The sequence below is a fragment of the Ruegeria spongiae genome, assembly GCF_023502395.1.
GTDB classification, from domain to species: Bacteria; Pseudomonadota; Alphaproteobacteria; order Rhodobacterales; family Rhodobacteraceae; genus Ruegeria_C; species Ruegeria_C spongiae.
In genome coordinates, this window is record NZ_JAMFMB010000003.1 from 149651 (window position 1) to 174915 (window position 25265).

A 25265-nucleotide genomic window follows, 5' to 3' on the forward strand; every position below is an offset into this window, starting at 1 on the left:
GCCAACCCAATGAACGTACAGTCAGATTTCGAAGGCCTCGAAGTGGGCTTTGACGTCCCCGCCCTGCCCGGCATGGACGAGACCGACATCCAGACTCCCTGCCTGGTGCTGGATCTGGACGCGCTGGAACGCAACATCACAAAAATGGGCGACTATGCAAAAGCCCACGGCATGCGCCACCGGGTGCATGGCAAGATGCACAAATCCGTTGATGTCGCCAAACTGCAGGAAAAACTCGGCGGCTCCGTCGGCGTGTGCTGTCAGAAAGTGTCCGAGGCCGAGGTCTTTGCCCGAGGCGGCATCAAGGATGTTCTGGTCTCCAACCAGGTAACCGACCCGATCAAGATCGACCGGCTGGCGCGGATGCCAAAGCTGGGCGCGCGGGTTCTGTGTTGCGTGGACGATCCGGAGAACGTCGCGGCACTGTCCGCCGCTGCGGTCAAGCATGGCACACAGATCGAAGCATTGGTCGAGATCGACTGTGGCGCAGGCCGCTGCGGTGTGACGACCACACAGCAGGTCGTCGATATTGCCAAATTGCTCGACGCCGCCGAGGGGCTGAAATTTGCGGGCATTCAGGCCTATCAGGGCGCGATGCAGCACATGGACAGCTACGAGGATCGCAAAGCCAAGCTCGACGTGGCGGTGGCGCAGGTCGCGGATGCGGTCACTGCCCTCAAGGCGCAGGGTCTGGAGTGTGATATCGTTGGCGGCGGTGGCACCGGGTCCTATTATTTTGAAAGCGCTTCGGGCGTCTATAACGAGCTTCAATGCGGCTCCTACGCGTTCATGGACGCCGATTACGGGCGCATTCTGGACAAGGACGGCAAGCGCATCGATCAGGGCGAATGGGAGAACGCGCTGTTCATCCTGACCACCGTGATGAGCCACGCCAAAGCGGACAAGGCCATTGTCGATGCAGGTCTGAAGGCCCAATCGCTGGATAGCGGCCTGCCGACCATCTATGGCCGGGACGATGTCGAATACGTCAAATGTTCGGACGAGCATGGCGTGGTTGCCGACCCGGACGGCGTGCTCAAGGTCAATGACAAGCTCAAGCTGGTGCCAGGCCATTGCGACCCGACTTGCAACGTTCACGACTGGTATGTCGGGGTCCGGAACGGGAAGGTTGAAACACTCTGGCCAGTCTCGGCGCGCGGCAAGGCGTACTGAACAGCTTAGGGGATCCGGCAGGTTGCTGGATCAAGACGCCCGCGTGCAGTGGCCACCCAGGGTATGCACGCGGGCGCACGAGTTTTTGCGACAAGGAACACACATATGCTGATCGTCCCCGAGCGCGAGATCGCTGATCTCATGACGCGCGAGGCCGCCTTTGAGGCGGTCGAAAACGTTTTCGCGGCCATGGCCGCCGGAGACGCCTATAACTTTCCCGTGGTCCGCGAAGCCATCGGCCATGAAGACGCGCTTTATGGGTTCAAAGGCGGGTTCGATCGGGCCGGTCTGACCCTTGGGTTGAAAGCGGGCGGATACTGGCCCAACAATCTTGAGAAGCGTCAGATCATCAACCACCAATCGACCGTATTCCTGTTCGATCCCGACACCGGCAAGGCCAAGGCCATGGTCGGCGGCAACCTGTTGACCGCGCTGCGCACGGCGGCGGCCTCTTCGGTGTCAATCAAACATCTAGCCCGTCAGGACGCCTCGGTCATCGGGATGATCGGGGCCGGTCATCAGGCGGCGTTCCAGCTGCGTTCTGCCCTGGAACAACGCGATTTCGAGAAGGTCATTGGCTGGAACTTCCACCCCGAAATGTTGCCGAACATCGAAAAAGTGGCCGCTGAGGCGGGCCTGCCCTTCGAGGCGGTGCAGCTTGACGGTATGGTCGAGGCGGAGGTCATCATCTCGATCACCTCGGCCTTCTCTCCTTCGTTGATGGCAGATCACGTGTCACCGGGCACCCACGTCGCCTGTATGGGCACCGACACCAAAGGCAAGCAGGAGGTCGAAACCGCTTTGTTGGCCAAGGCGGATGTGTTCACCGATGAGGTGGCGCAGTCCATTTCCATCGGAGAAGCCCAGCATGCAATCGCAGAAGGGCTGATCACCGAGGCGGATGTTGCCCAGCTCGGCGCGGTGATCAATGGCACCCATGCCGGGCGGAGCTCTGATGAGCAGATCACGCTGTTTGACGGCACCGGTGTGGGTCTGCAGGACCTCGCGGTGGCGGCATCCGTGGTCGAGCTGGCAGTTGCCAAGGGCATCGCCATCGAGGTCGATTTCTGATCTGGAAAGCTATTCTGGAAAGCTATAGGGCGAGGCCCCAACGCAAAAAAGCGGCACCCTTTTGGGCGCCGCTTTTCTGTTTGTCCACATGAGAGCAACGCCAGAGCATCGCACCCAACCTGCTTAGTGCGGCAGCGATCCCTCGCCATGTCCTGCCATGCCGCCCGAGACCTCCTCGGTCGCTTCGTCCGACAACTCCTCGGGCAGGATCAGGTTCAGCACGATGGCGATCAGGGCCGCAGGCAGCAACCCGCTGGTCATCAGGATGCGCAGCGTGTCCGGCAGGTATTGCACGGCTTTCGGGTCAAGCTGCAGGCCAAGCCCGATAGACAGCGAGATCGCAAAGATCACCATGTTGCGGCGGTTCCAGTTCACGTCCGAGAGCATCGAGATGCCCGCCGCGACAACCATGCCGAACATGACAATCACACCACCGCCCAGAACCTCGATTGGGATGGTGCGGATCACGGCGCCCACTTTCGGCACCAGCCCGCACAGGATCAGGAACAGCGCGCCGATGGTCACCACATGTCGGCTCATCACACCGGTCATGGCGATCAAGCCCACGTTCTGGCTGAAGGATGTGTTCGGGAACCCGCCAAAGACTCCGGCAACCGCAGACCCGATACCATCGGCATAGGTCGCGCCGGTGATTTCCTCTTCGGTCGCTTCTCGCCCCGCGCCGCCCTTGGTGATGCCCGAGACATCGCCCACGGTTTCCACCGCCGAGACAAAAGCCATCAGGCAGAAGCCGATGATCGCGGCAAAACCGAACTCGAACCCGTATTTAAAGGGAACCGGGAAGGCGATGGGTGCCGCGCGGCCCCAGCTGGTTGCGATGCCCTCAACGGTGACCATGCCCATCGCCATGGCATAGAAATATCCTACAACGATACCGATCACGACCGCAGACACAGCCAGCATGCCCTTGGCGTAGAATTTCAGCGCCAGCGTGACAAAGACCACAACCAGAGCGGCCGACCAGTTCAGCAGGCTGCCATATTCCGGCTTGTCGATCGCAGGCACGCCACCTGCGGCGTATTGAATGCCGACTTTCACCAGCGCCAGACCAATCATCGTGACCACGAGGCCGGTGACCAGCGGCGGCAGCGCAAAGCGGATTTTGCCAATGAACGTAGCGATGAAGGCATGGAACAGCCCGCCAACCAGAACACCGCCGAAAAGAACCGGCAGTGCCTCGACCCCCTTGCCCGCAACCAGCGGGATCATGATCGGGATGAAGGCAAAGCTGGTGCCCTGCACAATCGGCAGCCGCGCACCGACCGGGCCAAAGCCGATGGTCTGCAAGAGCGTTGCAACCCCTGCAAACAGCATCGACATCTGGATCAGATAGGTCATGTCCGGAAAGCCCTGCGCACCCGCATCGGACCCGAACCCAAAACCGGCAGCGCCCGCGATGATGATCGCGGGCGTCACATTTGACACGAACATGGCCAGAACATGCTGAATGCCCAAAGGTATGGCGCGGTGAAGCGCCGGCGTGTAATTCGGGTCGCGGAGCTGTTCCGGTGTCCCGATAGATGTGTCTGCCATGGTGGTTGTCCTCCCGTGAAGATGCTTTGTGCTGGCTCCTTCGCCAACTTCGCTTTTCATCTTTCGATTACGTATTCCGTCTCGAACCAGTGTTCTTCAAGATTCGCGCCGCCTCCGATGCGGTCGATGACTGCAAACAGTCCCGGTTCAGACAAGGGTGTCAGAACACCGTGCCATGTGCCGCGGTGAAAATTGATCGCCTGGCCGGGTTGGGTCAGAAAAGCGACCGGGTTTTCCGGCACGCCATTGGTGTCGCTGGCCACGACAACCAGAAACGGATCAGCAGACATCGGCACAAAGGCCTGGCTGCCCGCCGGGTGCCGTTCGACCATCTTCAGCGCCAGTGGCAGGGTTTCCCTCTCGCCCTTGAAGATGCTGATGCCCGCCGCCCCGTCAGAAAAATCCAGGCGCGCGCGGTCATGGAAGCGGGCGCACCGGCCCTGATTGATCAGCTTGTCGGGGTCGCCGCTGGCCGCCATGACATCACCATAAGGTGCAAAGGCGCTTGCGGTCAGCGGCTGGGCCTTGAGGCGCCTGCTCATGCGTCCAGCTTTTCCAGCAGCCGCAATTCGGCGATGCGTTCGACCTGCCTGCAGGCTGCGTCGAATTCGGTTGCGCGGTCATGGCCGATGCGGTGCTCGAACGCCTCCATGATCGACGCTTTGGTGTTGTCGCGCACCGCGATGATGAAGGGAAACCCGAATTTCGAGGTATAGGCCTCGTTCAACCGCGTGAAGGTGGCGCGTTCCTCATCGGTGAGCGCGTCCAGACCGACAGAGGCCTGCTCCGCAGTGGACTCCTCGGTCAGCCGTTTGGCCTCGGCAAGCTTTCCTGCCAGATCCGGGTGCGCGGTCAGAACGCCAAGGCGTTTGTCCTCGGGTGCGGATCGGAATACGCGGGCCAGCATCTGGTGAACGCCGCGCGCCGTGTCATGCGTGGGGCCCAGTTCCAGATCATGTGCACCTTCGGCGATCCAAGGGCTGTGCTCAAATATGCCTCCAAACTCGGCCACGAAGGTGTCGCGGTCCATCTCGGACGGACGGGTATGTTGCATCGGGGGGTTCTCCTTTGCCCAGTGTTGCGCGATCTGCAGCCGTGTCGCGAACCAGACACCGTCATGGGATTTGAAATACTCGATCACCCGGCGCAGGGCGGCGGCGCGACCTGGACGACCGATCAGGCGGCAATGCAGACCGATCGACAGCATCTTGGGGGCACCGTCGGCACCTTCTTCGTAAAGCGTATCGAAGCTATCCTTGAGGTAGGTTTCGAACTGATCGCCCGTGGTGAACCCCGCCTGAATGGCAAAGCGCATGTCATTGCAATCCAGCGTATAGGGAACGATCAACTGATCCCGCGTGCCGACGCGCGTCCAATACGGCAAATCGTCGGCGTAGCTGTCGGCGACATAGTCGAACTGGCCGGTCTCGGAGGCCAGCCGCACCGTATTGTTGGAACACCGGCCAGTGTACCATCCGCGCGGCGCCTCGCCGGTTACCTCACGATGCAAGCGGATCGCTTCAGCAATCTGCGCGCGCTCTTCCTCCTCGGGCATATCCTTGTGTTCGACCCATTTCAGGCCGTGGCTGGCAATCTCCCAGCCCGAGGCCTTCATCGCGGAAACCTGCTCCGGCGCGCGCGCCAGGGCGGTCGCAACCCCGTAGACCGTTACTGGCAGATCGCTCAGCAGCCGGTGAACCCGCCAAAACCCGGCGCGCGCGCCGTATTCATAGATCGATTCCATGTTCAGATGGCGCTGACCCGGCCAGGGTTGTGCGCCGGTGATCTCGGACAAAAACGCCTCCGAGGCGGCATCCCCGTGCAGAACACAGTTTTCGCCGCCTTCTTCGTAGTTCAACACGATCTGCACGGCGATCTTCGCATCGTTGGGCCAGTTGGCGGCAGGTGGATTGGCACCATATCCTGTCATGTCACGGGGGTAGTGGGTCACTTGAGGCTTTCCTTCTTAGCTTAATTCCTCTGTAATCCAAAACAATACGAGATTTTTTCAAAAAACCCGAGAAAGAGTATCTTGTTCGGAGTGTTTTGCAGTTTGCCAAACCTTGGGCCTATAAACCAACACCCCTAAAGGAGAAGCGCGAATGACCGGATATTTGACAACACATGTGCTCGACACCGCGCGTGGCTGTCCGGCGCAAGGCCTCAGGATCGAACTTTTCCGTCTCGACGGCGAAAAGCGCACGCATCTCAAGACGCTTGTGACCAATGACGACGGGCGCACGGATGAGCAGATCCTGCCGGCAGATGCGTTTGAAACCGGCGTGTACGAGTTGGTGTTCCATGCTGGCAGTTATCTTGACGCCTGCGGCGTGGATCCTGAAATGCCGCGTTTCCTCGATGTCATCCCGCTCAGATTCGGCATGTCAGAGGCGTCGCACTACCACGTGCCGCTGCTGCTGTCCCCGTTCGGGTATTCCACCTATCGGGGCAGCTGAGCCCTCAGCGTACTGTCGCGGACAACCTTGCTGATCCGCTCGATCACAAATTCCATGAACAGGCGCGTTTTCGGGTCCTGCCATTTCCGATGTGTGAACAGGCAAGCCATCTGGATAGAGTCCGGTGGTGTTTCAACGGCGACGGGCACAAGGGCACCCGACTTGATGTGTTCGGAAACCTCGAACACCGGTTTCATCGCGATGCCATTCCCCGCCAGGGCCCAATCCGTCAGGACATCGCCGTCGTCGGACTCGTAGCGTCCCGAAACCGGGAATTTCTTGGGGCCGTCCGGCGTCATCAGCGGCCATTGAAACTCGGTGGCACCGGGAAACCGCAGGTTCAGGCATTCATGCCGCTCTGACACCAGTGTGTCGCCATTCGCCGGATTGCCACGCGCGGCGATGTAAGACGGGGCGGCACAAAGAACCCGGTCCACATCGGCAATCTTGCGAATGCGCAAGTTGCTGTCTTCCGGCTGGCCCAGAAAAAACGCCAGATCAAGCCCCTCGGTTGTCAGATCGACATTGCGGTCGGTCAGGCGCAGCCGAATTTTGACCTCTGGGTATTCCTGCAGAAAGTTCGGGACCTGTGGCGCGATCAGCCTGCGCCCGACCCCCAGTGGGGCCGCCACATAGAGTGATCCCTTTGGGTATTCCGTGATATTGACGACCTGTGCCTCGGCGCTTTCAACGGATTCCAGAATTTCACAGGCACCGCTGTAAAAGGCCTGCCCCTGCTCGGTCGGCGTCAGGCTGCGCGTGGTGCGTTGGAACAATCTGACGCTCAGATGTTCCTCAAGCTGCGAAATGCGTGACGACGTCACGGCCGGAGAGATGCGCAGATCGCGCCCCGCTGCCGACATGCTGCCCAGCTCATAGACACGGACGAAGGTTCGGATGTTGTCGAGATAGGACATTGTTTTGTTTTTTTTGATGCTATTTGATATTCATCGACGATACCAGAACAATACGCGATCGCATAGTGTGCTCCGGTGAGAGAATAGAAGGAATCTGCTATGTATGATCTGGCTGTGGCGTGGGACTGGATCGCGTTTTCGGTGCGCTGGCTGCATGTCATCACCGCTATGGCGTGGATCGGCGCGTCATTCTATTTCATTGCGCTGGATCTGGGCCTGCGCAAAGCACCCAACATGCCGGTTGGCGCCTTCGGTGAAGAGTGGCAGGTCCATGGGGGTGGATTTTATCACATCCAGAAGTACCTCGTCGCGCCCGAAAACATGCCCGAGCATCTGGTCTGGCATAAATGGCAGAGTTACATCACCTGGGTGTCCGGCGCGGCCTTGCTGATGATCATCTACTGGGTTGGCGGCGAATTGTTCCTGCTCGATCCGACCAAGGCCAATCTGTCGCTGTGGCAGGGTATCCTGATCTCGGGAGGTTCCCTGACCATTGGCTGGCTGGCCTATGATTATCTGTGCAAATCCAAACTGGGCGAGCGGCCTACTATGCTGATGCTGTTGCTGTTCGTCATTCTTGTAGCGATGTCCTGGGGGTATAATCAGATCTTTACAGGCCGCGCCGCGCTGCTGCATCTGGGTGCCTTCACGGCCACCATCATGACCGCCAACGTCTTTTTTCAGATCATGCCCAACCAGCGCATCGTTGTGGCGGACCTGAAGGCGGGACGCACACCCGATGCGAAATACGGAAAAATCGCCAAGCTGCGTTCGACCCACAACAACTACCTGACGCTGCCGGTCGTGTTCCTGATGCTGTCCAATCATTATCCGCTGGCCTTCGGCACGGAATATGCCTGGATCATCGCAAGCCTGATTTTCCTGACCGGCGTCACCATCCGGCACTATTTTAACACCATGCACGCCACGGGTACCGGCCCGCATTGGACTTGGGCGGTGACGGTCCTTTTGATGATCCTGATCGCCTGGTTGTCTTCGGTGCGCCCGACCCAATCCCTGGAAGAGGCCGAAGCCGAACCACTGACCCCCTACGAGCAGAAATTCGCCTCGGCCGCCGGTTTCGAAGAGGCATATGATACCATCCTTGGCAACTGCTCGATGTGCCATGCCAGAGAACCTGTCTGGGGCTCCATGAAATGGGCCCCCAAAGGGGTTTATCTGGAAACCCCCGGAGATGTGGCGCGGCAGGCCAGCCAAATCTACCTTCAAGCCGGGATAAGCCACGCTATGCCTCCCCCGAATGCGGTTCAAATGGATGAAGACGCCCGCGCAACGATTGTCTCATGGGTGAACGGGGTCCGGGAAACAGAGTGAATTCAATCTGCCGGTACAGGCCCACGCCACAATGTATTCGATCCGGTCACCGATAGCTCAACGCCAATTCCGGGCTTGCCAGGCAAGATACAGCATTTGCAACATTTCGCTTTCGCGCACGTTTTACGTCAGGTGCAAAATTGTACGTGAGATGCAAAGGGGAGGTCCGATACAAAAAACCATTATGGGACGGCATATTGTATCCGCCCGGAAAAAATAACTTGGGGACCCCCCCCTGCGATACCGGTGTATCATAAGCTCGCCACTCACACGCGCCATAACCGGTATGTATAAACTAGGGCATTAAATCATCGATGTCAGTAATTAGTTTTTTACGAATCACCGATTCGTTTTGTGGGAATTATGTCCAATAATTCTTTTGTGAGGTCGGTCGATAGGCAAACTTGTGTCAATTCAATACTTTGGTGCGCCGCCGCTCGGCAAAACCCTGCCTATCGCTTCACCCGCAGTCTGGGCCTTGTTTTCCGGAAAGTGATGCGATCAGGACACAGTTCTATTGCTTTTGCAAAGATTAGATGCTTGTTGAGAACAATCCGCTCGGATTTTCAGGTTTTTTGCCTTCGGGATCGTCCCGTGCCTCGGCTTCTCCAACAGAACGATTCGACTGGAGTAGGGAATTGAAGGCATCCCCCCTTGCCACCCCGGATCCGGCCTTTTGAACTAAGCGGCTCAAAAGTTTGAAATGAATTTGGAGATTATAAGTTCAAACTCCTCGCCTTTATTTAGCCGAGTGAAATTAATCTTTTCCTTAACGCATGAAACAATGTCGCGAATTCAATAAACGCACAATCCCGGTAGACCTCGAATTGCTTTGGCTTTCATTTCACCGCCACTTAAAAATGTTGCTTCCTGTCATGCCCCCTCAAAGTCTCCGCAGTCATCGTTTGCCTTCGTTTTTGCTCGTTTTGCCTTCGCTTGAAGCACAAAACTTGATAGATACCACAGGACATAGACACTCAGCACAGGTGGCGGCCCGCTGCCGCTGAATACCGCGAGCGTCGCATCTCGGAAGGTAAGAACAAATGGCGGATACGGCTCTGGTTCTGGCAATTGACCAAGGCACAACATCGACACGGGTGATCCTGTTCGATCAGGCGCTCAGCATCCGCAAGACGGCCCAGCAGGAGTTCCACCAGCACTTCCCGGAATCGGGCTGGGTCGAACACGACCCCGAAGAGATTTGGTCCACCACCGTCGCCATGTGTCGGCAAGCGGTGGACAGCGCGGGCGCGTCCGCCGCACAGATCGCAGCCATCGGCATCACAAACCAGCGCGAAACCACCGTGGTCTGGGACAAGACCACTGGTCGCGCCGTCTATAACGCCATCGTCTGGCAGGACCGCCGGACCGCAGCCTATTGCGAAAGCCTGCGTGCGGCGGGGTATGAAACGGATGTGACCGCCCGGACCGGGTTACTGCTCGACCCTTATTTTTCAGCCACCAAGCTGCGCTGGATTCTGGAAAATGTCGAAGGCGCGCGGGCGCAGGCCGAGGCGGGAAATCTGCTGTTCGGCACCATCGACACCTACCTGATCTGGCGCATGACCGGCGGCAAGCGGCATGTAACCGACGCCACCAATGCCGCACGCACAATGCTCTACAACATCACCAAAGGCGACTGGGACGACGATATGCTGACGCTGCTGGATATCCCGCGCGGCATGCTGCCCGAGGTGCTGGATTGCGCCGCAGTATTCGGCGAGACCGAGCCGGGTCTTCTGGGCGCGCGCGCGATCCCGATCCTGGGCGTTGCCGGCGATCAGCAGGCGGCCACGATCGGGCAAGCCTGTTTCGCGCCGGGCATGCTGAAATCCACCTACGGGACCGGGTGTTTTGCCCTGCTCAATACCGGTACCGCGCCGGTTTTTTCAACCAACCGGCTGCTGACCACTATCGCCTACCAACTTGACGACACACCGACCTACGCGCTGGAGGGGTCGATCTTTATCGCGGGCGCAGTGGTGCAATGGCTGCGCGACGGGCTGGGTGTGATAACCTCGGCCGCCGAGACGCGGGCGCTGGCCGCCAAGGCCGACCCGCATCAGGACGTGATCATCGTTCCCGCCTTCACCGGGTTGGGCGCGCCTTATTGGAACGCCGAATGCCGGGGCGCGGTCTATGGGTTGACCCGCAATAGCGGCCCCGCCGAACTGTCGCGCGCCGCCCTGGAAAGCGTCGGTTTCCAGACCCGCGATCTGCTTGAGGCGATGATGGCCGATTGGACCGGCCCGGCGGGCCAGAACGTGCTGCGGGTGGATGGCGGCATGTCCGCCTCGGACCCCGCCATGCAGTTTCTGTCCGATATCATCAATGCCGAAGTAGACCGTCCGCAGGTACTGGAGACCACAGCATTAGGTGCTGCCTGGCTGGCGGGCAGCCATGCGGGTGTGCTGCCGGGACAAGCAGAGTTTGCCAGCAACTGGTCCATTGAGCGCCGGTTCAGCCCGTCCATGAACGAAGGCGCACGCGACACACGCTACGCCCGCTGGAAACGCGCGGTCGCGGCGACGATGCAGGTCTGAACCGCGCTGTCCTAATTGGCCCAGCGAGCCCAATCTTCGGGCGAACCGCGAAAGGCGTTGATATCGACCGGGCCGGACACGCCCGGCACCTTGCCGGTGCCGGTATATTGCCAGATCGTCCAGTCCGCGCCGGGATAGATTTCGCTCGGGTGGCCCGCGACCGAGCGCAGCCAGAATTCGGTGCCCCGCAATTCTCCGATCCCGGTGTCGCGATAGAAATCAACCGTGGTGTAAACGATGGGTCGACGGCCGTAATGACGTTCGAGAATGTCGAGAAAGCGCTTGGCCTCGGCCCGCACCACCCGCCCCTCGGGACGTTTGCGGCAGGTGGGCGAATGCGGGTTCCATTCCATATCCAGCACATGCGGCAAGGCGCGCCCGTCGCGTGGCACGTTCTTGATGAACCAGCGGGCCTGCTCGGCAGCAGGACGGCAGAAATAGAAATAGTGATAGGCGCCATAGGGCACCCCTGCCTTGCGGGCGCCGCGCCGGTGATCCTCAAAGGACGGATCGACCAGATCTCCGCCCTCGGTGGCCTTGATGAAAACAAAGGAAATGCCCGAGGCCTTCGCCGACTTCCAGTCAATCCCGTCTTGCCAGCGCGACACATCGATCCCATGCACTCCATAGCGCCAGGGCGCGCGACCCGACCAGTCATGTGGATCGTGATCGGCGAAGCGCATCGGCCCTCCTGTCCGAGTGGCCAGCCTAAGCGGCTCTGCCCGTTCGACCGGCTTCGGCTGTCCGCAGGCGCAGAGCATACAAAGTGCCAAAAATCCCAGAATCCGCTTCACTGCTACCTCGGCCCGACCCGTGCCTTTGGGCACAGCAAAGCGGGCAATCGGCGCCGTGGCAATTGTTAATTCCGCGCCCGGGAAGTCAGTGGGCGCTCTCGGCTGGATCAAGCCGAAACGGCACGGGTTAAAATCGGAATCGAAATGTGTATCACTACACGCGACACGCCGGATCACCCGGCCCCGAGATGGAGCGTGCCATGGCCAGCGACATGAGCAGTTTTTCACATCGCGAGATGGAGCTTCTGTCCGCCTTGCGGCGCGCGGGTGGGTCAGCGCGGGGCACCGAACTGGCCAAGGCGATGAACGTTTCGGAAGAGACTGTGCGCCGTACGATCAAATCGCTTGCCACTTCGGGCGCGCTGGTGCGGGTACATGGCGGGGCCTATCTGATCGGCACGCGCAATGACCCCAGTTTCTTTCGGCGCATCAACAAACATGCCGAGGAAAAGCGCCTGATCGCCGCAACCATTGCCAGGATCGTGACGGATGGCATGACGATTTTCCTTGATGTTGGCTCCACCACCGCTTTTGTCGCCGAGGAATTGCGCCACCAGCATGCCGGGCTGACCGTGGTGACAAACTCGATCGGGGTGGCGCAGACATTGGTCAACACCAATGGCAATCGGGTTCATATGCTGGGGGGAGAGCTGCAAAGCAACGAACGCGGCACTTTCGGCCATGTTGCCGAGCGTCAGGCGCGCCGCTTTGCCTATGATATGGCGGTGCTCAGTTCCGACGCGCTGTCAGCCGAGCGCGGGTTCCTGTACCTGAGCGCCGCCGAGGCGCATCTGGCCACCGAGATTGCGGTCAGCGCCGCGCGGGTCCTGATGGGCATCGACCGCCACAAGTTCAGCGCGACCGCACCCCATTGCGGCCCCGAACCCGAGGCAGTGGATCAGATCGTCTCGGACCAGGCACCACGTGGCCGCCTTTCGGCCGCGCTGCGCAACTGGGATATCGACGTGACCACCGCCCAATAGCACCCAGCGGCAGTGTGTTTGCAATGCGCAGGCCCTAGCGCATGCTCTGCTTCGGGCCGTCTTCGGTGATCGAATAGAGCGATAGCGTGTGATCCGCATTGCGCATCCGGTGGCGCAGCAGGGTGCGGGTCAGGCGTGCCAGATCGCTCTGGTATTCGGGCCTGTCTGCCACGTTCTCCATCTCTCCGGCCCCGTCATGATCAAACAGGACGGGCGGCAGATCGGCGGCGAACTCGACCAGGGTAAAGCGGTTCTCGCGAAGAATGCACAGGCTTGAATCACCCGGTCCGGTGCCCAGACACCGTTCTGCTTCCGTCGGCGTCAGCGGATCTGAGAAATCGAGTTCGGAATAGGTGTGTTCCCGCCAACCTTGTGGGGCTTCGCCATGGATCAGCGGCAACAGCGACCGTCCATCCATGGAATTGGGCACATTTGCCCCCATCCAGTCCAGAATGGTCGGCGTCACGTCGATCGATTCCGACGGCAGGGTCACCCGGCGCCCGGCATTCTCTGTATTCCCCGGACAGCGCACGATCAGCGGCGTGTGATAGGCGGCGTCAAAGATCGTCGACTTGCCCCAACCATGGTGATCGCCCAGCATCTCGCCGTGATCGGCGGTGATCACCACCAGCGTATCGTCATACTGGCCCGAGCTTTTGAGGAAGTCGACGACCCGACCGATATGGCTGTCCACCTCGCTGGCAAGCCCCAGATAGATCGCGCGCAGGCTCTGGACGGTCTCGTCGCTGGCGTCAAGACCGTCGAACCCCTCGACCATGCTGGCAGCGGTATTATTGTCCAGCGCGGGGCCGATGAACGGATGAATGGCCTCTTCGGAGGCGCGACTGTCCTTGCGCACCGGCAGCGGCAAGCGTGCGGGGTCGTACATGTCATTGTAGGGCGCGGGGGCCACAAGCGGGGGATGCGGGCGAATATAGGTCAGATGCGCAAACCAGCTTTCGCTGGCATAGGCGCGCATCTTGCCCAGAAAGCTGTCAGTCAGAAAAGCCGTGTCGCTGTCTTCGGCCCGATAAAGCGCCGGATCGGTCAGCCGCGGCGCACGCCCACTGGGCGAAACCGGTTTGTAGACATCAAAATACCGGTCAAACTCGTACCCCTGCGCCATCAGATGCGACCGCCAGGGAAAGGACATCTCCATCCGCATTTCGGTGATCTCGTGAAATCCGTTCATGGGGAATTCATAGGTTTTTAGCGCCGGATCGCCCGGATCATAGGCGCGCGGATCCTGCGATGTGTCGGTATATCCAAACAGCATCGGCAGGTAGCCCAGCTTGCGCATCTCGGTGGCGATATTGGGCGTGTCATGGCGCAGCGGCGTGCCGTTGCGGATCGAGCGATGATTCATCGCATATTGCCCGGTCAGGATCGAGGCGCGCGACGGGCCGCACGGATTGGTGACCGAAAAGTGCCGCTCAAACGACACCGCCTCATCCATGAAGGCACGTAGGTTCGGCAGATCGACATGCGCGGCCAGCGCACCGTTCAGGCAATCGGCCCGCAGTTGATCGATGATGATGATAAGGACGTTTTTCGCGCCTGCCATCCTGACCTCCGGGTTTGCGCCGCATTGGTCGCAGCTTTGCCCGGCAAACCCCGATATGCCAAGCCCTGGCATCGCCAAATGCATGCAAAATCGGCACCTTTTTGGATGGCCTCAATATGATACTCTCGGTATTTGCAAACTCGTGCTAAGATTGACTGATCTGTATTTGTATGAGTTATTGCTTAAAAGGATGCCAACCATGTCAGATCGACCTCAGGGCCATTATGCGCTCAGACCATTGGAGAAAGCAGATCTGACCCTGATTTCCCGCTGGTTTCGTAACGTTGATGATCTGGCCGCGTTCGACCGGACGTGCCGGATGCCGCTGAACCTGACGGGCACCGAACGCGCCTGGGAACGCGCGGTCGAACAGCCGGCAGAGTGTGAGCGTTGCTGGTTCGTGATCGAATCGGACGCCGAGGTGGGCGTAGGCATCGTCGGGCTAGAAGGAATATCACCCACGAATCGGGACGGCATCATTGCCACATTCCTCGATCCATCCTTGCGTGGGCAGGGTGTGGGCACCCGCGCCGCAGCGTTAGTGCTGGATCTGGCCTTTCGGCAGCTTGGCCTGAACCGGATCACGTCCTATTATCGCGAAGACAACCACACCAGTCATCAGGTACTTGGGCAACTTGGGTTTCAGATAGAAGGACGCATGCGCAAAGCATGGTTTGCGCAGGGAAAATTCTTTGACATGATGGTCGTTGGTCTTTTAAACGACGAATGGGAGGCGCGCCGCACGTCGCTGTCCAGCGAGCTTGATGGCGAGACCAGCGTGGGGATGGGCGAGGCAGGATCCTCGGGGTGGAATTGGCCGCTCATTGACCCGGATGTAAATTAAATTCAATTGTATTTGTCGACTTTGACGGAGGGAATGGGGTCATGGCCCATGGCCAGCCCCGGGTGTAGAACAGAGGTGGAGCACGGAACGTGAGCGCAGACAGCCCAAGTTCTGAGATCAAGCACCGGCTTGGGGCGGTGCTGTTTGCCGATGTGGTCGGGTATTCCCGGCTGATGGGCCAGAACGAGGTCGATACCTATAGCGCGTTGAAATCCCTGTTGGTCCGGCTGGAAGATGCTTGCCGCAAGTTCGACGGGCATGTGGCCGAGATTCGCGGCGACGGGGTTCTGGCGTTGTTTGACACCGCCTCAAGCGCGGTGCGCTTTGCGGTGGAACTGCACCGGATCGCCGATGAAAACAACGAAACCCGCCCGGAGGACCAGCGCATCCATTTCCGCGCCGGTGTGCATCTGGGCGAAATCATGACCGATGAGCGTGGCGTTCACGGCGACATCGTCAATATCGCTGCCCGCCTGCAAGAGATCGCCGATCCCGGTCGTATCTGCGTAAGCGCTACGGTCTATGAACAAATTCGCAACCGGCTGCGATATGGCTATGAATTCCTCGGGCCGCAGACACTCAAGAACATTGCCAATCCGATTCCCACCTATTGCGTGCGCAGCGAGGTCGAGGGCGTGACCATGGCCGCCACCCTGCGGCCCTCTCCGGTGCAGCCGGAACAGCCAAGACCAGATACACCTTCTGTGGCGGTGCTGCCCTTTGTTAGCATGGGGGGAGATCCCTCGGATGGCTGGGTAGCGGATGGGCTGACCGACGACATCATCCTGAACCTGTCAAAATTCAAAAACCTTTTCGTCATCGCCCGCAATTCGGCGTTTTTCTTCAAGGCGCAATCCATGTCCCCGCGGGACGCGGCCCGCAAGCTGGGGGTGCGCTATATCGCGCGCGGCAGCGTGCGGCGGGCGGGCAACCGGATCCGGATCAGCGTCGAACTGATCGACGCCGATTCCGAACGCACCATCTGGGGCGAGCGCTATGACCGGGTGATCGACGACATCTTTGCCATTCAGGATGAGGTGACCGAATCCATCGTCGCCTCGACCGCCGTGCTGATCGAGGCGCAGGAGCGCCAGCGGCTGGCGCAGATGGTGCCCAACGATCTGGCTGCCTACGGCTATGTGCTGCGCGGCCAGCAATATCTGCACAAATACACGCGGCAGGACAATCACGAGGCCCATACGCTTTACGAACAGGCGTTGGAACGCGACGAAGGCTATGCCCGGGCATCGGCCGCGCTATCGCGGACGCTGAATATCGACTGGCGTTATTCCTGGACCAATGATTCCGATCAGGCTCTGGATACCGCATTGGGGTTTGCCCAGCGGGCCGTCAACCTGGATCCCACCGACGCGCGCGGGTTCGGAGAGCTGGGCTTCGTGCATCTCTACCGCAAGGATCACGACGCGTCGCTCGGGTCGTACCGGCGCGCGCTGGCGCTGAACCCCAACGACGCCGATCTGCATTCCGATTTTGCTGATGCGATGGTTCATTCCGGCGACAATGAGACCGCCATTCACCATCTGAAACAGGCGATGCGGCTGAACCCGTATTTTCCGGATCAATACCTGTGGCATCTGGGCGGCGCCTATTACAACCTCAAGCAATATGACGACGTCATCGAAACCGTGAACAAGATGAACAACCCGACCGAAGGGCAACGCATTTTGGCCGCCAGCTATGCGCAGTTGGGCAAAGTGGACACCGCCCGCACGATCGCGGACAAGCATCGCGAGGCGCATCCAAACTTCTCGCTCGACCATTGGGCCAAGGTCCAGCCGGACAAGCTGGAGGATGACACCCAGCATTTCGTCGAAGGGCTGAAGAAGGCAGGTTTCTGAAAGCGGCCTGACAACCTGCCTGAAACGCAAAAAGGGCGCGTATGAAACGCGCCCCGATGCCAAAACTGTCAGTACGATCAGTCGCCGCCACGCGCCTTTGCACCGCTGACTTTCGCGCCGCTTACCTTGGCGCCACTGACTTTCGCGCCGGAAACCTTGGCCCCGCTGACCTTTGCACCGCTGACCTTGGCCCCTCCCATGGAAGGCAGTTCAACGCCAAAATAAACATCCAGCAGCACTTCTTCGAATTGTCCGTTCATCACATCCATGCGGATCGTGTAGTCGGATTTGTCATAGTCCCAGACCTTGACGTCATTCGAGAACTGGAAGTCAGCCGCCGCGACGCCCGTTCTTCCGGGATCGTTGGGCGCGCGTGACGCCAGATCGCCAGGGGCATTTTCGATCACGTTGCCGTCTTTGTCTTTGATTTCGTTTACCGGTTTTCCCGGCCCGCGTACCAAAAACAGTGCAGGTGCCGGCAACTCGAAATAGACACCATCATAAGAAAACCCGTAGATACGTGCGAAATTCGCCTTTCCCGAGTTATCGTCATCACATTCCTCGATCTGTTCTTCGAGGAACCTGTTCCTGCTTTTGGGGTTATTTTTTGTGTTCTTGTAGGTCAGATCGTCGACCAGTCGTCCAAATAGCAGCACTTCCGAAAAACTGAGTAAAGATTCACCCACTTCACCCACTCCTTGTGTCTGGGGGATTGCAACAGGGCGATCCGCCCCAAATCCCGTTGTGGCGGCCCCGCCAAGCCGGGGCCTAAATAAAGATAAGAATAACTCCTTCAGCCACCGTGCCATAAAATTCATCATTTACAAAGAAGTTTACGCAGGGGTCAGTCCGGCACCCGGGTCCGGGTCGAAACCGCATGGCTGTGTTCATCCGGCTCGGTCAGTCTTGGACCAACGTCGACAATGCCAACCTCGCGCATGCGGAAATTGCCCTCGATGATCTGCCGGAACGCGCCATCGGTGATGTCCTGGTCCACCTGCACCAGTGCCCGCTCGACACCCAGATAGCTCAGCATCTCGGCATCCAGCAGGCTCCAGGCATCTGCCAGATAAGAGCCCAGGAAATCGCGTGCCTCGAGCAGCGCGATGCGGAATCCGTCGGGGTTTTCAGCGTAGCGCGCGTCGAACATCTCCTGCATGACCTCGCCATATTCGGGCGAATCCTCGAGCTGGTCTGACAGGTCTTCCATCTCTGGCGAGATCAGGTCATGCACCAGCAGCCGCTCGTGATAGATATCGACGAAGATGTCGAACATCGCACCGGTCAGCGGTTCGGAAAGCGCGTGCTCGCTGCTCCAGCCGCATTCGAATTGCGACAGGGTCTTGTCATTGGCAGCCATGCGGATCTGGGCGTTTTCCGACAATTCGGCAAAGCGGCTGAGTCGGTTGAAGGAATAGAGATTGCCGCGCGTGTTCTCCAGCAGCTCCTCGACCACCGAGCCGAAATGCAGCGCCGCCACCAGCGCCACCATATCCGCGGCGGATTCGTGAAAGCCGTAATATTCGCCCGGCGTATCCTCGGGCGCGGGCATGCCGATGACGCTGTAGATGATGGCATGGCCGATCTCATGGGCGACCACGTCGAAGTTCAGACTATAGGCGCGGTATTCATCGCCATGTTCCCAGGTGCCACCGGTTTCCAGAAATCCCCAGCCGATATGGGCATTGTCGAGGCTGGGCAGAAGCGACAGTTCCAGCCGCTCGAAATCGCGTTCGAAATGCCACGGGATCGGGCGGCCGAAATAGCCTTCCCAGACATCCATGGTGAAATGTGCCGATCCAAAGAGATGCGCGGCCTCAAAAGCCGGGTCTGACGGATCGAGATAGGCGAAATTGCCGCCTTCATCGGGTTCGGCAGGCGGATGAACCGGGCCGTCCCAGGGCGGCAGATACATGCCCGGCCCATTCGGTCCGTCAATGATCGCGCCAAAAGGCGTGGTCTTGCCCACCGCGTTGATCGTGTACATGCGCGGCCCCGAAGGACCGGGACCCAGGCTGCCGGGCGGCGCCGAGACCTCGACCAGTTCCGGAACCGGGTTGCTTTCGAAAAACGGCGATTGCGGAAAGAGCAGAAACCGCGTGCCCGGCGCTTCGTCCTCTGGCAGGTCGGGTTGGTACATGCGTCCCTCCAATCGTTCAACTATACGTCTGGCGCCACGGCAGCATCGCCACCAGCCTGAGAATACAGGAACTCGCGCGTGACCAGTGTACAGAATTCTTCGCGATCTGCGAGCCCGAGGCTGTGGGCATGCGCATCCAGGTCCTCCGGGACCGGTTGACCCAAGTGCTCCTCAAAGTACCAGATCAGCAACCGCAGCCGGTCCTGCGCGGAAAAGGCACCGTTTTCAGCGCCCTGCAGGGCCGCTTTCTTGGCCTCGGCCCGAGCTTTGAGATCGGTGTAATTCCCCGCCCACCGCAGCGCGGAGAGCATATGCGGCTCCAGCCGGTCGGCCCGTAGCGCACGTATCTCGTCGGTGAGCGCGGCACCGCCCAGGAAATCCTCGTACCCGGCCTCGTCCAGATCATTGTCCTCCAGCCAGCGCAACACATCGCGCCGTTGGCTCAGCCCGGTCTGCGAACGGTGACGATCCATCTGCGCCAGCAACGCGTCGCGATCCGCCTGCAATCCGCGCCGAGCGGCGTCTTCCTGCGTCAGAACGCCCAGCATCGCCCGCTCGCGCAGTTCTGCAAAGCGCGCGGGATCAAGCCGTAACTCGTCCAGCAGGTCCTGCGCGCCTGATCGATCCCGCACGGTTTCGCCATCGATACGCCGGGTCAACCCTTGCCAGGCCAGTGTCCGTTCGACCCGCGCGGGCGCCTCTGGGACCTGTGCCCCGCTCTCCAGATAGGCCGCCATCCTTCGCAGCATCTCGCAGGCATCGTCGCGCTTGGCATCAACCTTGCCCTCGGGCAGCCAGTCGCTGAACGCCCTCAGATCGTGATGCTGTGTCAGCATGGACTGCAGGCGCGGCCAGTCCCGGTCGCGATAGTGCAGGATCTTGCCCGCCTTAAGGATCGCCTCAGCCGGGCCAGACGACAGAACTCCGGCCTCCAAGGCCCGGACCACGGTGGCGCGGATCGACACCATCGGCTCGCTAAGCGGCTGAAACCCCAGCTCCGCTGGGCTGTGCAGCACCGCAACCTCATCATCATCCTGTAGTACACCCGTGTGGTAATCTTCGAAGATCCGGCCCACACCGATCATCCCGAAATCAGCCAGTTCAGCAGCACGCAGCGCGCCCATGCTGGCGCTGCCGAAGACCGGAATCCCCTGTTCCATCGCCCAGAGGATTTCCTTGTGCCAGACCGAGGGCACGCCCTCGAAATACCCGTCGATAATGCCGATGGCGCGGGGGGTCTCGCGGGCCACGCGATAGACATCGCCCTGTCGCACCGGCGGCAGAATATCGGCCTCCAGAATCTCTCCCACCGATGGCGCAGCCAGCGTCGGGCCGACAAAAACCACCACGCTCATGCACGTACCCCTCGCGCGCGTGGCCCCGGCACGAAATCAGGATCGTCATGCGGCGCTTCCAACCCCGGTATGACCGCGCGCACAACGGCGATGTCGAGCCCCTCTTGCGACAGATCGACGGAGATCACCTGCTTGATCCCAACCGAAGCCAGTCGCGACACCAGCCAGTCCAGATCGCCCGCAAAGGACTCGGTCGCGTTGCTGGGACAGGCACTGAAATCTCCCGTCGGCACCGCCCCGTCGATCAACTCGCGCACGTAGCGGCCCCGCGCCTGCAAGGCAGTGTCGGTGAAATCCTTAGGTTCAAGATCGTCGCGCGTGCCCGAGATATAGGTCAGCCGCGTTTGCGCCGCTTCGGTCAGGGCACGCAACAGCGCGATGGCCCGGTCTGGGTGACAGCCATCACCCAGCCCGATATGGCCCGGCTGCGTCCCCGCCTCGCAGATCGCGCAGTGGAAACAGTCCACGCCCACATCCGAGGTCGTGTTCCACACCCCCACATCTATCCCGGCGGCGGTGAACCGCTCCAACGCCTCGCGACAGCGCGGATCGTTAATTGTTGCCGGGTCGATGCGCTGATCGCGCGGCCCCTGATGCCAGAGCGTGGTGGCGTCCCGTTCGATCACCTCGCAGATCGCGTGGCAGGTCGCCTCGCTCAGATCGTTGCCTGAAGCCAACCCGTTGGTCGAGCGGGGAAAGGCGCAATGGCCACCATTGGGCGGTTCTGTGTAATCGGTATCGACCATCTCATGGGGCACCCAGCAGGGGCTATCCGCGCCAAGATCATGGCCTTCGATCCAGAGCAGGCGGCGATGCGGATCGAAACGCCCGCCGGTGACCTTTGGCAACCGGTCGATATCGGCCACGTTCGCCTCTGCCCGCAGATCTGCATAAGACGCCCGGCGCAGGGGTCGCGTGATCCGTTCGGCATGCCAGCTTTCGATCGCCTCCATAACGCCCGAGGCTTGTGCCGCCTCCAGTGACAACCCCTTGCCCAACGACACCGCGACCGAGCGGGAATTGGGGCGGCACACCATCACCGTGGGCAACCCGATCCGGTCCAGCCCGGTCAGGTTGGCCACCCGCGTGATGCCCATGCGTTTGAGATGCGGCTGCACCAGCGCCAGCGTCTGCGACGGGTCGCGCAGCCGATGGGTATCGAGGCGATAACGCTTGGTTGACGCATCTGTCATGGGGCCAGCCTTCGGGAACGGTCACGGCCCATGGGACGCGCGAGGGGAATAATGCCCGTGAGGATGAGCGATCAGCGCCCACCGGTCAATATCGCCTGTCGATCAGCTCAAAAGACCCGCGCGCCATCCTTCCAGACCGCCACTCCGCAGGGCTCAAGCCGCGCACCGTTCCAGTCCACCGCATGGGCGCTGTAGTTCACCACAAAACGATGCGCGCCCATATCACGCAGCCGCAGACCCTCGGGCAATCGCGTAACAGCAAGCCCCGCGCGCTCAGCCGCCGCCGCCACAATCCGGTCCCAGAGCATCTCATCGGGGTAAGCCCCGATATAGCTGAGCCCATCACCGCCCATCTGCACCGGCGCGCCCGCTTCGGTCTGCAGCAGCACCTCGGCCTCACCGCTCAACTGCTCCTGCCAGTGGATCACCTGCCCGCCGCCAGAAACCGCGCGGGTATGATCGGGCGGCAGCGACTCGACCAGATCGACATGCACGTCCAGACCCGGCACACCGGGACGGCCCGCATCCGGTATTTGGTAGTCATCGTTGATCGCTCCGCTGCGCGGCCCCAAGACCACCTGCGCGCCCGAAGCGTTGAGCGCCGCGCTCAGGTCGGGTGGCAGAACCGCCAGACCGGGGGCGAGGATCAGGTCATAGCCGCTGAACGCACGCTGCCGCGAAGGTAGGAAATCAACCGACAGCCCGGCCCGCCGCAGTGCCTTGTAAGCCGAAAGGATCAGGTTGAAATAGCTGAACCCCGCCCCCTGCGGTTGCGTCGCCCAGGCCCAATCCGACGGGTAGTCGAACAAGATTGCCACCCGTGCCTGCGCTTGCGTCAAGTCTCCCAGCTTTGCCAGATCATCGACCACCTGCACCGCCTCATCCGCCCCGACCGCGTCTCGCCCATCCGGCTGCAACAGTCCCGCGTGGTATTGCTCCTGCCCGAAGGGTGCCTGTCGCCAGCGGAAATAGCTGACCACCTCGGCTCCGTGTGCCACCGCCTCCAGCGACCAGAGCCGGACCATCCCCGGTAGCGGCGCAGGGTTGTAGGGCGCCCAATTCACCGGTCCGGGTTGCTGTTCCATCACCCACCAGCGCCCACGCCCGACCGCGCGGTAGAGGTCGTGGTGCATCGCCTGCATGTCGGGATCGCCCTGTTGCAGGAAGGCCAGTTTATGCGCTGCCGTTTCGTCCAGCCGATCGGAAAGGAACCCGATCGGATAGCTGTCCCAACTGGCGATATCCAGATCGTCGCCAACTTCGAAATGATCGTACTCCAGTACCCGGCCCATATAGTTGTGGATCAGCGGCGCGTCTGTATGGGCCTTCAGCACCTTGGCCTGCGCCCGGTTGAACCGCACCACCTGATCCGAGCTATAGCGGCGGAAGGCCAGCACATGCGACGGGTTCGGGTCGGTCACGGTGAGGTTGGGCAGGTCGACCTGATCAAAGGAGCCGTATTCCATCGACCAGAACACATTGCCCCAGGCACGGTTCAACGTCGCAATATCGCCGTACCGCGCGGCCAGCCAATCCCGGAACCCTTGCCGCGCAGCCTCGCTATAGCTCAGCACAGAGTCATGACAGCCATATTCGTTGTCGATCTGCCATGCCGCCACATGGGGGTTGTGCGCATAACGCTGCGCGAGGATGTCGGTGATCCGCACACATTCATCAAGATACCCGGGATGGCTGAAGCAATAGTGCCGCCGCGAGCCGAACTTGCGCGGCTTGCCCTCGGCATCCACGGCCAACATGTCCGGATGCCGGTCGATCATCCAGCGCGGCGGTGTCGCCGTGGGCGTGCCCAACACCACCTTGAGTCCTGCCGCCCCCAACACCTCAATGGCGCGGTCCAGCCAGCCAAGCTGCACTTGCCCCGGAACCGGTTCTATCCGACCCCAAGCGAACTCGCCGATGCGCACCCAGGTCAGGCCTATCCGGGCCATGCGGGCGGCGTCATCCGCCCACCCCGCCTCGGGCCAGTGTTCGGGGTAATAACAGACGCCCAGTTCCGGTCTCATAGGATCACCTGATGCTCAGCGCGGCCTTTGCCAGCGCCACGCGCCACAAAGGTCATCCCATTTTCCGGCTCGGCCCGCAGCCTGTCTGCGCCGATCCCCTGCCGCGCAGTGGTGCAGTAGAGATCGCGAAAATCCGCTCCGCCAAAAGCCGGGCAGGAGGTGTGCCGCCCACCAAAGCGCACCGCTTTCAGGAAGGTGCCCAAAGGCGAATAGGCCGCCACACGGTTCGCACCCCATTGCGCGATCCAGACATTGCCACCCTGATCCACCACAGCTCCATCGGGGTTCAGCCCATCAACCCGCAGGTCGAGAAACACATGTGGGTCGCCCTCGGGCCAGCCGGTTTGCGCCTCCAGTGGCTGGCGCTTCACCTGTCCGGTTTTGGAATCCGTGTAATACGCGCAGCGACGGTCCGGCGCGAAACAGATCGCGTTCGAGATGGTGACATCCGGCACCAGTTGTCGCAACTCGCCCCGATAAAGGCGATAGATCGCACCGGCACCCCGCTCGGCCTGTTTGCCCATCGTTCCGATCCAGAACCCGCCCCAGGGATCCGCCCGCCCGTCATTTGAGCGTGTGACCGCGTTCTCTGCCTCTAGTGCCACCACCAGATCGCGCTTGCCATTTTGCAGATCGAAGTGCCAGAGGCCGGTCTCGGACGCAATCAGCAGCGTCTCGCGATCCACCCAGCCTGCGGCCGAGACATGTTCGTCAAACTGCCAATCCCGCGCGCCATCCGCGTCGCGCGTCATCAGGCGCTTGCCGAGAATGTCGAACCAGAATAGCTGCTGGCGCTGTGGATGCCAGAGCGGCCCCTCGCCCAGCTCACAGGGGCGGTCGTCGAAGATCTTGCTCATCAGATGGCCTCGTCATACGCCGCCACGATACCCACCGCGCGCGCGCTGACATCTGCCACCGACATGCCCGGCTTGAAGAGGGCCGAACCGATGCCGAACCCGTCAGCACTCGCCGCGAACCACTCGCCGAAATTCTCCGGCCCCGCGCCGCCCACGGCATAGACTTGCGTACCTGCAGGCAGGATGGCGCGCATCGCCTTCAGCCCGCCAGGTCCCGCCATATTGCCAGGAAACAGCTTCAACCCGCTGGCCCCGGCCCAGAGCGCGGCAAAGGCTTCGGTCGGGGTGAAGATACCCGGCCAGCTTTCCAGCCCCAGCGCCCGGCTGCGCGCAATCACTTCGGTATCGCAATTGGGCGACACGATCAGCCTGCCGCCCGCGCCAGCCACCTGTTCGACCTGCTCCACCGTCAGCACCGTGCCCGCCCCGATCAGCGCCCGGTCGCCGCAGGCGCGCGCCATGTCGGCGATGCTCTGCAACGGGCTCGGCGAGTTCAGCGGCACCTCGATCCGGGTGATTCCGGCGGCGATCAGCGCTTCACTCATGGCGACAGCATCCTGCGGGTCAAGGCCGCGCAGGATGGCGATAATGGCTCGTTCCATT

Annotated in this window: 21 protein-coding genes; 8 read left to right on the top strand and 13 right to left on the bottom strand. The window is 60.8% G+C overall.

All coding sequences use genetic code 11. The features are described from left to right. The first annotated feature begins 9 nt into the window (after window positions 1–9). A complete protein-coding gene (bhcC, locus tag M3P21_RS03885; protein ID WP_249706977.1) occupies window positions 10–1173 on the top strand; it encodes a 3-hydroxy-D-aspartate aldolase BhcC in 1164 nt (387 codons plus the stop codon). Between the two features lie 105 nt (window positions 1174–1278). After that, window positions 1279–2244 (top strand): iminosuccinate reductase BhcD, encoded by a 966-nt coding sequence (gene bhcD, locus M3P21_RS03890; RefSeq protein ID WP_249706979.1) that lies wholly within the window; start codon window positions 1279–1281, stop codon window positions 2242–2244. 123 nt (window positions 2245–2367) lie between these two features. Here bhcD and M3P21_RS03895 read toward each other — a convergent pair whose 3' ends face one another. The 3 genes from M3P21_RS03895 to puuE are packed head-to-tail and all read right to left on the bottom strand — an operon-like array spanning window position 2368 to window position 5749. Continuing rightward, on the bottom strand, window positions 2368–3798 hold the full coding sequence (locus tag M3P21_RS03895) for a nucleobase:cation symporter-2 family protein (protein ID WP_249706981.1): 1431 nt from the start codon (window positions 3796–3798) through the stop codon (window positions 2368–2370). Between the two features lie 56 nt (window positions 3799–3854). Continuing rightward, on the bottom strand, window positions 3855–4340 hold the full coding sequence (locus M3P21_RS03900) for an ureidoglycolate lyase (RefSeq protein WP_249706983.1): 486 nt from the start codon (window positions 4338–4340) through the stop codon (window positions 3855–3857). Next, window positions 4337–5749, bottom strand: a complete 1413-nt coding sequence (gene puuE / locus M3P21_RS03905) for an allantoinase PuuE (protein WP_249706984.1) — start codon at window positions 5747–5749, stop codon at window positions 4337–4339. The genes M3P21_RS03900 and puuE overlap by 4 nt, the downstream gene beginning before the upstream one ends. Window positions 5750–5900: 151 nt before the next feature. On the opposite strand from puuE, the gene uraH reads away from it, so the two are divergent. Beyond that, window positions 5901–6254 (top strand): hydroxyisourate hydrolase, encoded by a 354-nt coding sequence (gene uraH / locus M3P21_RS03910; RefSeq protein WP_249706986.1) that lies wholly within the window; start codon window positions 5901–5903, stop codon window positions 6252–6254. Here uraH and M3P21_RS03915 read toward each other — a convergent pair. Beyond that, window positions 6239–7171 carry a LysR family transcriptional regulator gene (locus tag M3P21_RS03915; RefSeq protein WP_249706988.1) on the bottom strand — a complete coding sequence of 311 codons (933 nt, stop codon included), beginning with the start codon at window positions 7169–7171 and terminating at the stop codon, window positions 6239–6241. The genes uraH and M3P21_RS03915 overlap by 16 nt on opposite strands. Window positions 7172–7270: 99 nt before the next feature. Here M3P21_RS03915 and M3P21_RS03920 point away from each other — a divergent pair, with 99 nt between their 5' ends. Beyond that, on the top strand, window positions 7271–8506 hold the full coding sequence (locus tag M3P21_RS03920; RefSeq protein WP_249706990.1) for a urate hydroxylase PuuD: 1236 nt from the start codon (window positions 7271–7273) through the stop codon (window positions 8504–8506). A 1043-nt stretch (window positions 8507–9549) separates the two neighbouring features. Further along, window positions 9550–11049: a glycerol kinase GlpK gene (gene glpK / locus M3P21_RS03925; RefSeq protein ID WP_249706992.1), complete on the top strand. Its 1500-nt coding sequence runs from the start codon at window positions 9550–9552 to the stop codon at window positions 11047–11049. 11 nt (window positions 11050–11060) lie between these two features. Here the strand turns inward: glpK and M3P21_RS03930 are convergent, their stop codons facing one another. Further along, entirely contained in the window at window positions 11061–11810 is a 750-nt protein-coding gene (locus M3P21_RS03930; protein ID WP_249707124.1) for a glycoside hydrolase family 25 protein, read from the bottom strand. A gap of 179 nt (window positions 11811–11989) precedes the next feature. On the opposite strand from M3P21_RS03930, the gene M3P21_RS03935 reads away from it, so the two are divergent. Beyond that, window positions 11990–12826 (top strand): DeoR/GlpR family DNA-binding transcription regulator, encoded by an 837-nt coding sequence (locus M3P21_RS03935; RefSeq protein ID WP_308445911.1) that lies wholly within the window; start codon window positions 11990–11992, stop codon window positions 12824–12826. Window positions 12827–12860: 34 nt separating this feature from the next. Here the strand turns inward: M3P21_RS03935 and M3P21_RS03940 are convergent, their stop codons facing one another. Beyond that, a complete protein-coding gene (locus M3P21_RS03940) occupies window positions 12861–14390 on the bottom strand; it encodes an alkaline phosphatase family protein (protein ID WP_249706995.1) in 1530 nt (509 codons plus the stop codon). Between the two features lie 199 nt (window positions 14391–14589). On the opposite strand from M3P21_RS03940, the gene M3P21_RS03945 reads away from it, so the two are divergent. Together M3P21_RS03945 and M3P21_RS03950 are read left to right on the top strand one after the other, a co-directional pair. Beyond that, window positions 14590–15234 (top strand): GNAT family N-acetyltransferase, encoded by a 645-nt coding sequence (locus tag M3P21_RS03945; protein ID WP_249706998.1) that lies wholly within the window; start codon window positions 14590–14592, stop codon window positions 15232–15234. An 89-nt stretch (window positions 15235–15323) separates the two neighbouring features. Beyond that, window positions 15324–17093 (top strand): adenylate/guanylate cyclase domain-containing protein, encoded by a 1770-nt coding sequence (locus M3P21_RS03950; RefSeq protein WP_249707000.1) that lies wholly within the window; start codon window positions 15324–15326, stop codon window positions 17091–17093. Window positions 17094–17170: 77 nt separating this feature from the next. Here M3P21_RS03950 and M3P21_RS03955 read toward each other — a convergent pair whose 3' ends face one another. From M3P21_RS03955 to M3P21_RS03985, 7 genes are all read right to left on the bottom strand, one after another. Beyond that, window positions 17171–17902, bottom strand: a complete 732-nt coding sequence (locus M3P21_RS03955) for a hypothetical protein (protein WP_249707002.1) — start codon at window positions 17900–17902, stop codon at window positions 17171–17173. Window positions 17903–17937: 35 nt separating this feature from the next. Beyond that, window positions 17938–19233 carry a gluzincin family metallopeptidase gene (locus tag M3P21_RS03960; RefSeq protein ID WP_249707004.1) on the bottom strand — a complete coding sequence of 432 codons (1296 nt, stop codon included), beginning with the start codon at window positions 19231–19233 and terminating at the stop codon, window positions 17938–17940. A gap of 20 nt (window positions 19234–19253) precedes the next feature. Then, entirely contained in the window at window positions 19254–20588 is a 1335-nt protein-coding gene (locus tag M3P21_RS03965) for a TfuA-like protein (protein WP_249707005.1), read from the bottom strand. Then, window positions 20585–21781 (bottom strand): YcaO-like family protein, encoded by a 1197-nt coding sequence (locus M3P21_RS03970; RefSeq protein ID WP_249707007.1) that lies wholly within the window; start codon window positions 21779–21781, stop codon window positions 20585–20587. The genes M3P21_RS03965 and M3P21_RS03970 overlap by 4 nt, the downstream gene beginning before the upstream one ends. Window positions 21782–21888: 107 nt before the next feature. Further along, entirely contained in the window at window positions 21889–23805 is a 1917-nt protein-coding gene (locus M3P21_RS03975) for a beta-galactosidase (RefSeq protein WP_249707009.1), read from the bottom strand. Continuing rightward, the gene (locus M3P21_RS03980; protein WP_249707010.1) at window positions 23802–24662 is read right to left on the bottom strand and encodes an SMP-30/gluconolactonase/LRE family protein; all 861 of its coding nucleotides are present in this window, start codon (window positions 24660–24662) and stop codon (window positions 23802–23804) included. The genes M3P21_RS03975 and M3P21_RS03980 overlap by 4 nt, the downstream gene beginning before the upstream one ends. After that, on the bottom strand, window positions 24662–25264 hold the full coding sequence (locus M3P21_RS03985) for a 2-dehydro-3-deoxy-6-phosphogalactonate aldolase (protein WP_249707012.1): 603 nt from the start codon (window positions 25262–25264) through the stop codon (window positions 24662–24664). The genes M3P21_RS03980 and M3P21_RS03985 overlap by 1 nt, the downstream gene beginning before the upstream one ends. Window position 25265: the final 1 nt, after the last annotated feature.

What these genes read in the sequence shown, in the direction of transcription:
- bhcD (WP_249706979.1), top strand. Translation starts at nt 1,279, where the DNA reads ATGCTGATCGTCCCCGAGCGCGAGATCGCTGATCTCATGACGCGCGAG.
- M3P21_RS03940 (WP_249706995.1), bottom strand. Translation starts at nt 14,390, where the DNA reads ATGGCAGGCGCGAAAAACGTCCTTATCATCATCATCGATCAACTGCGG.
- bhcC (WP_249706977.1), top strand. Translation starts at nt 10, where the DNA reads ATGAACGTACAGTCAGATTTCGAAGGCCTCGAAGTGGGCTTTGACGTC.
- M3P21_RS03955 (WP_249707002.1), bottom strand. Translation starts at nt 17,902, where the DNA reads ATGGCACGGTGGCTGAAGGAGTTATTCTTATCTTTATTTAGGCCCCGG.
- M3P21_RS03970 (WP_249707007.1), bottom strand. Translation starts at nt 21,781, where the DNA reads ATGACAGATGCGTCAACCAAGCGTTATCGCCTCGATACCCATCGGCTG.
- M3P21_RS03900 (WP_249706983.1), bottom strand. Translation starts at nt 4,340, where the DNA reads ATGAGCAGGCGCCTCAAGGCCCAGCCGCTGACCGCAAGCGCCTTTGCA.
- M3P21_RS03915 (WP_249706988.1), bottom strand. Translation starts at nt 7,171, where the DNA reads ATGTCCTATCTCGACAACATCCGAACCTTCGTCCGTGTCTATGAGCTG.
- M3P21_RS03945 (WP_249706998.1), top strand. Translation starts at nt 14,590, where the DNA reads ATGTCAGATCGACCTCAGGGCCATTATGCGCTCAGACCATTGGAGAAA.
- uraH (WP_249706986.1), top strand. Translation starts at nt 5,901, where the DNA reads ATGACCGGATATTTGACAACACATGTGCTCGACACCGCGCGTGGCTGT.
- M3P21_RS03975 (WP_249707009.1), bottom strand. Translation starts at nt 23,805, where the DNA reads ATGAGACCGGAACTGGGCGTCTGTTATTACCCCGAACACTGGCCCGAG.
- M3P21_RS03960 (WP_249707004.1), bottom strand. Translation starts at nt 19,233, where the DNA reads ATGTACCAACCCGACCTGCCAGAGGACGAAGCGCCGGGCACGCGGTTT.
- M3P21_RS03965 (WP_249707005.1), bottom strand. Translation starts at nt 20,588, where the DNA reads ATGAGCGTGGTGGTTTTTGTCGGCCCGACGCTGGCTGCGCCATCGGTG.
- M3P21_RS03985 (WP_249707012.1), bottom strand. Translation starts at nt 25,264, where the DNA reads ATGGAACGAGCCATTATCGCCATCCTGCGCGGCCTTGACCCGCAGGAT.
- glpK (WP_249706992.1), top strand. Translation starts at nt 9,550, where the DNA reads ATGGCGGATACGGCTCTGGTTCTGGCAATTGACCAAGGCACAACATCG.
- M3P21_RS03930 (WP_249707124.1), bottom strand. Translation starts at nt 11,810, where the DNA reads ATGCTCTGCGCCTGCGGACAGCCGAAGCCGGTCGAACGGGCAGAGCCG.
- M3P21_RS03895 (WP_249706981.1), bottom strand. Translation starts at nt 3,798, where the DNA reads ATGGCAGACACATCTATCGGGACACCGGAACAGCTCCGCGACCCGAAT.
- M3P21_RS03980 (WP_249707010.1), bottom strand. Translation starts at nt 24,662, where the DNA reads ATGAGCAAGATCTTCGACGACCGCCCCTGTGAGCTGGGCGAGGGGCCG.
- M3P21_RS03920 (WP_249706990.1), top strand. Translation starts at nt 7,271, where the DNA reads ATGTATGATCTGGCTGTGGCGTGGGACTGGATCGCGTTTTCGGTGCGC.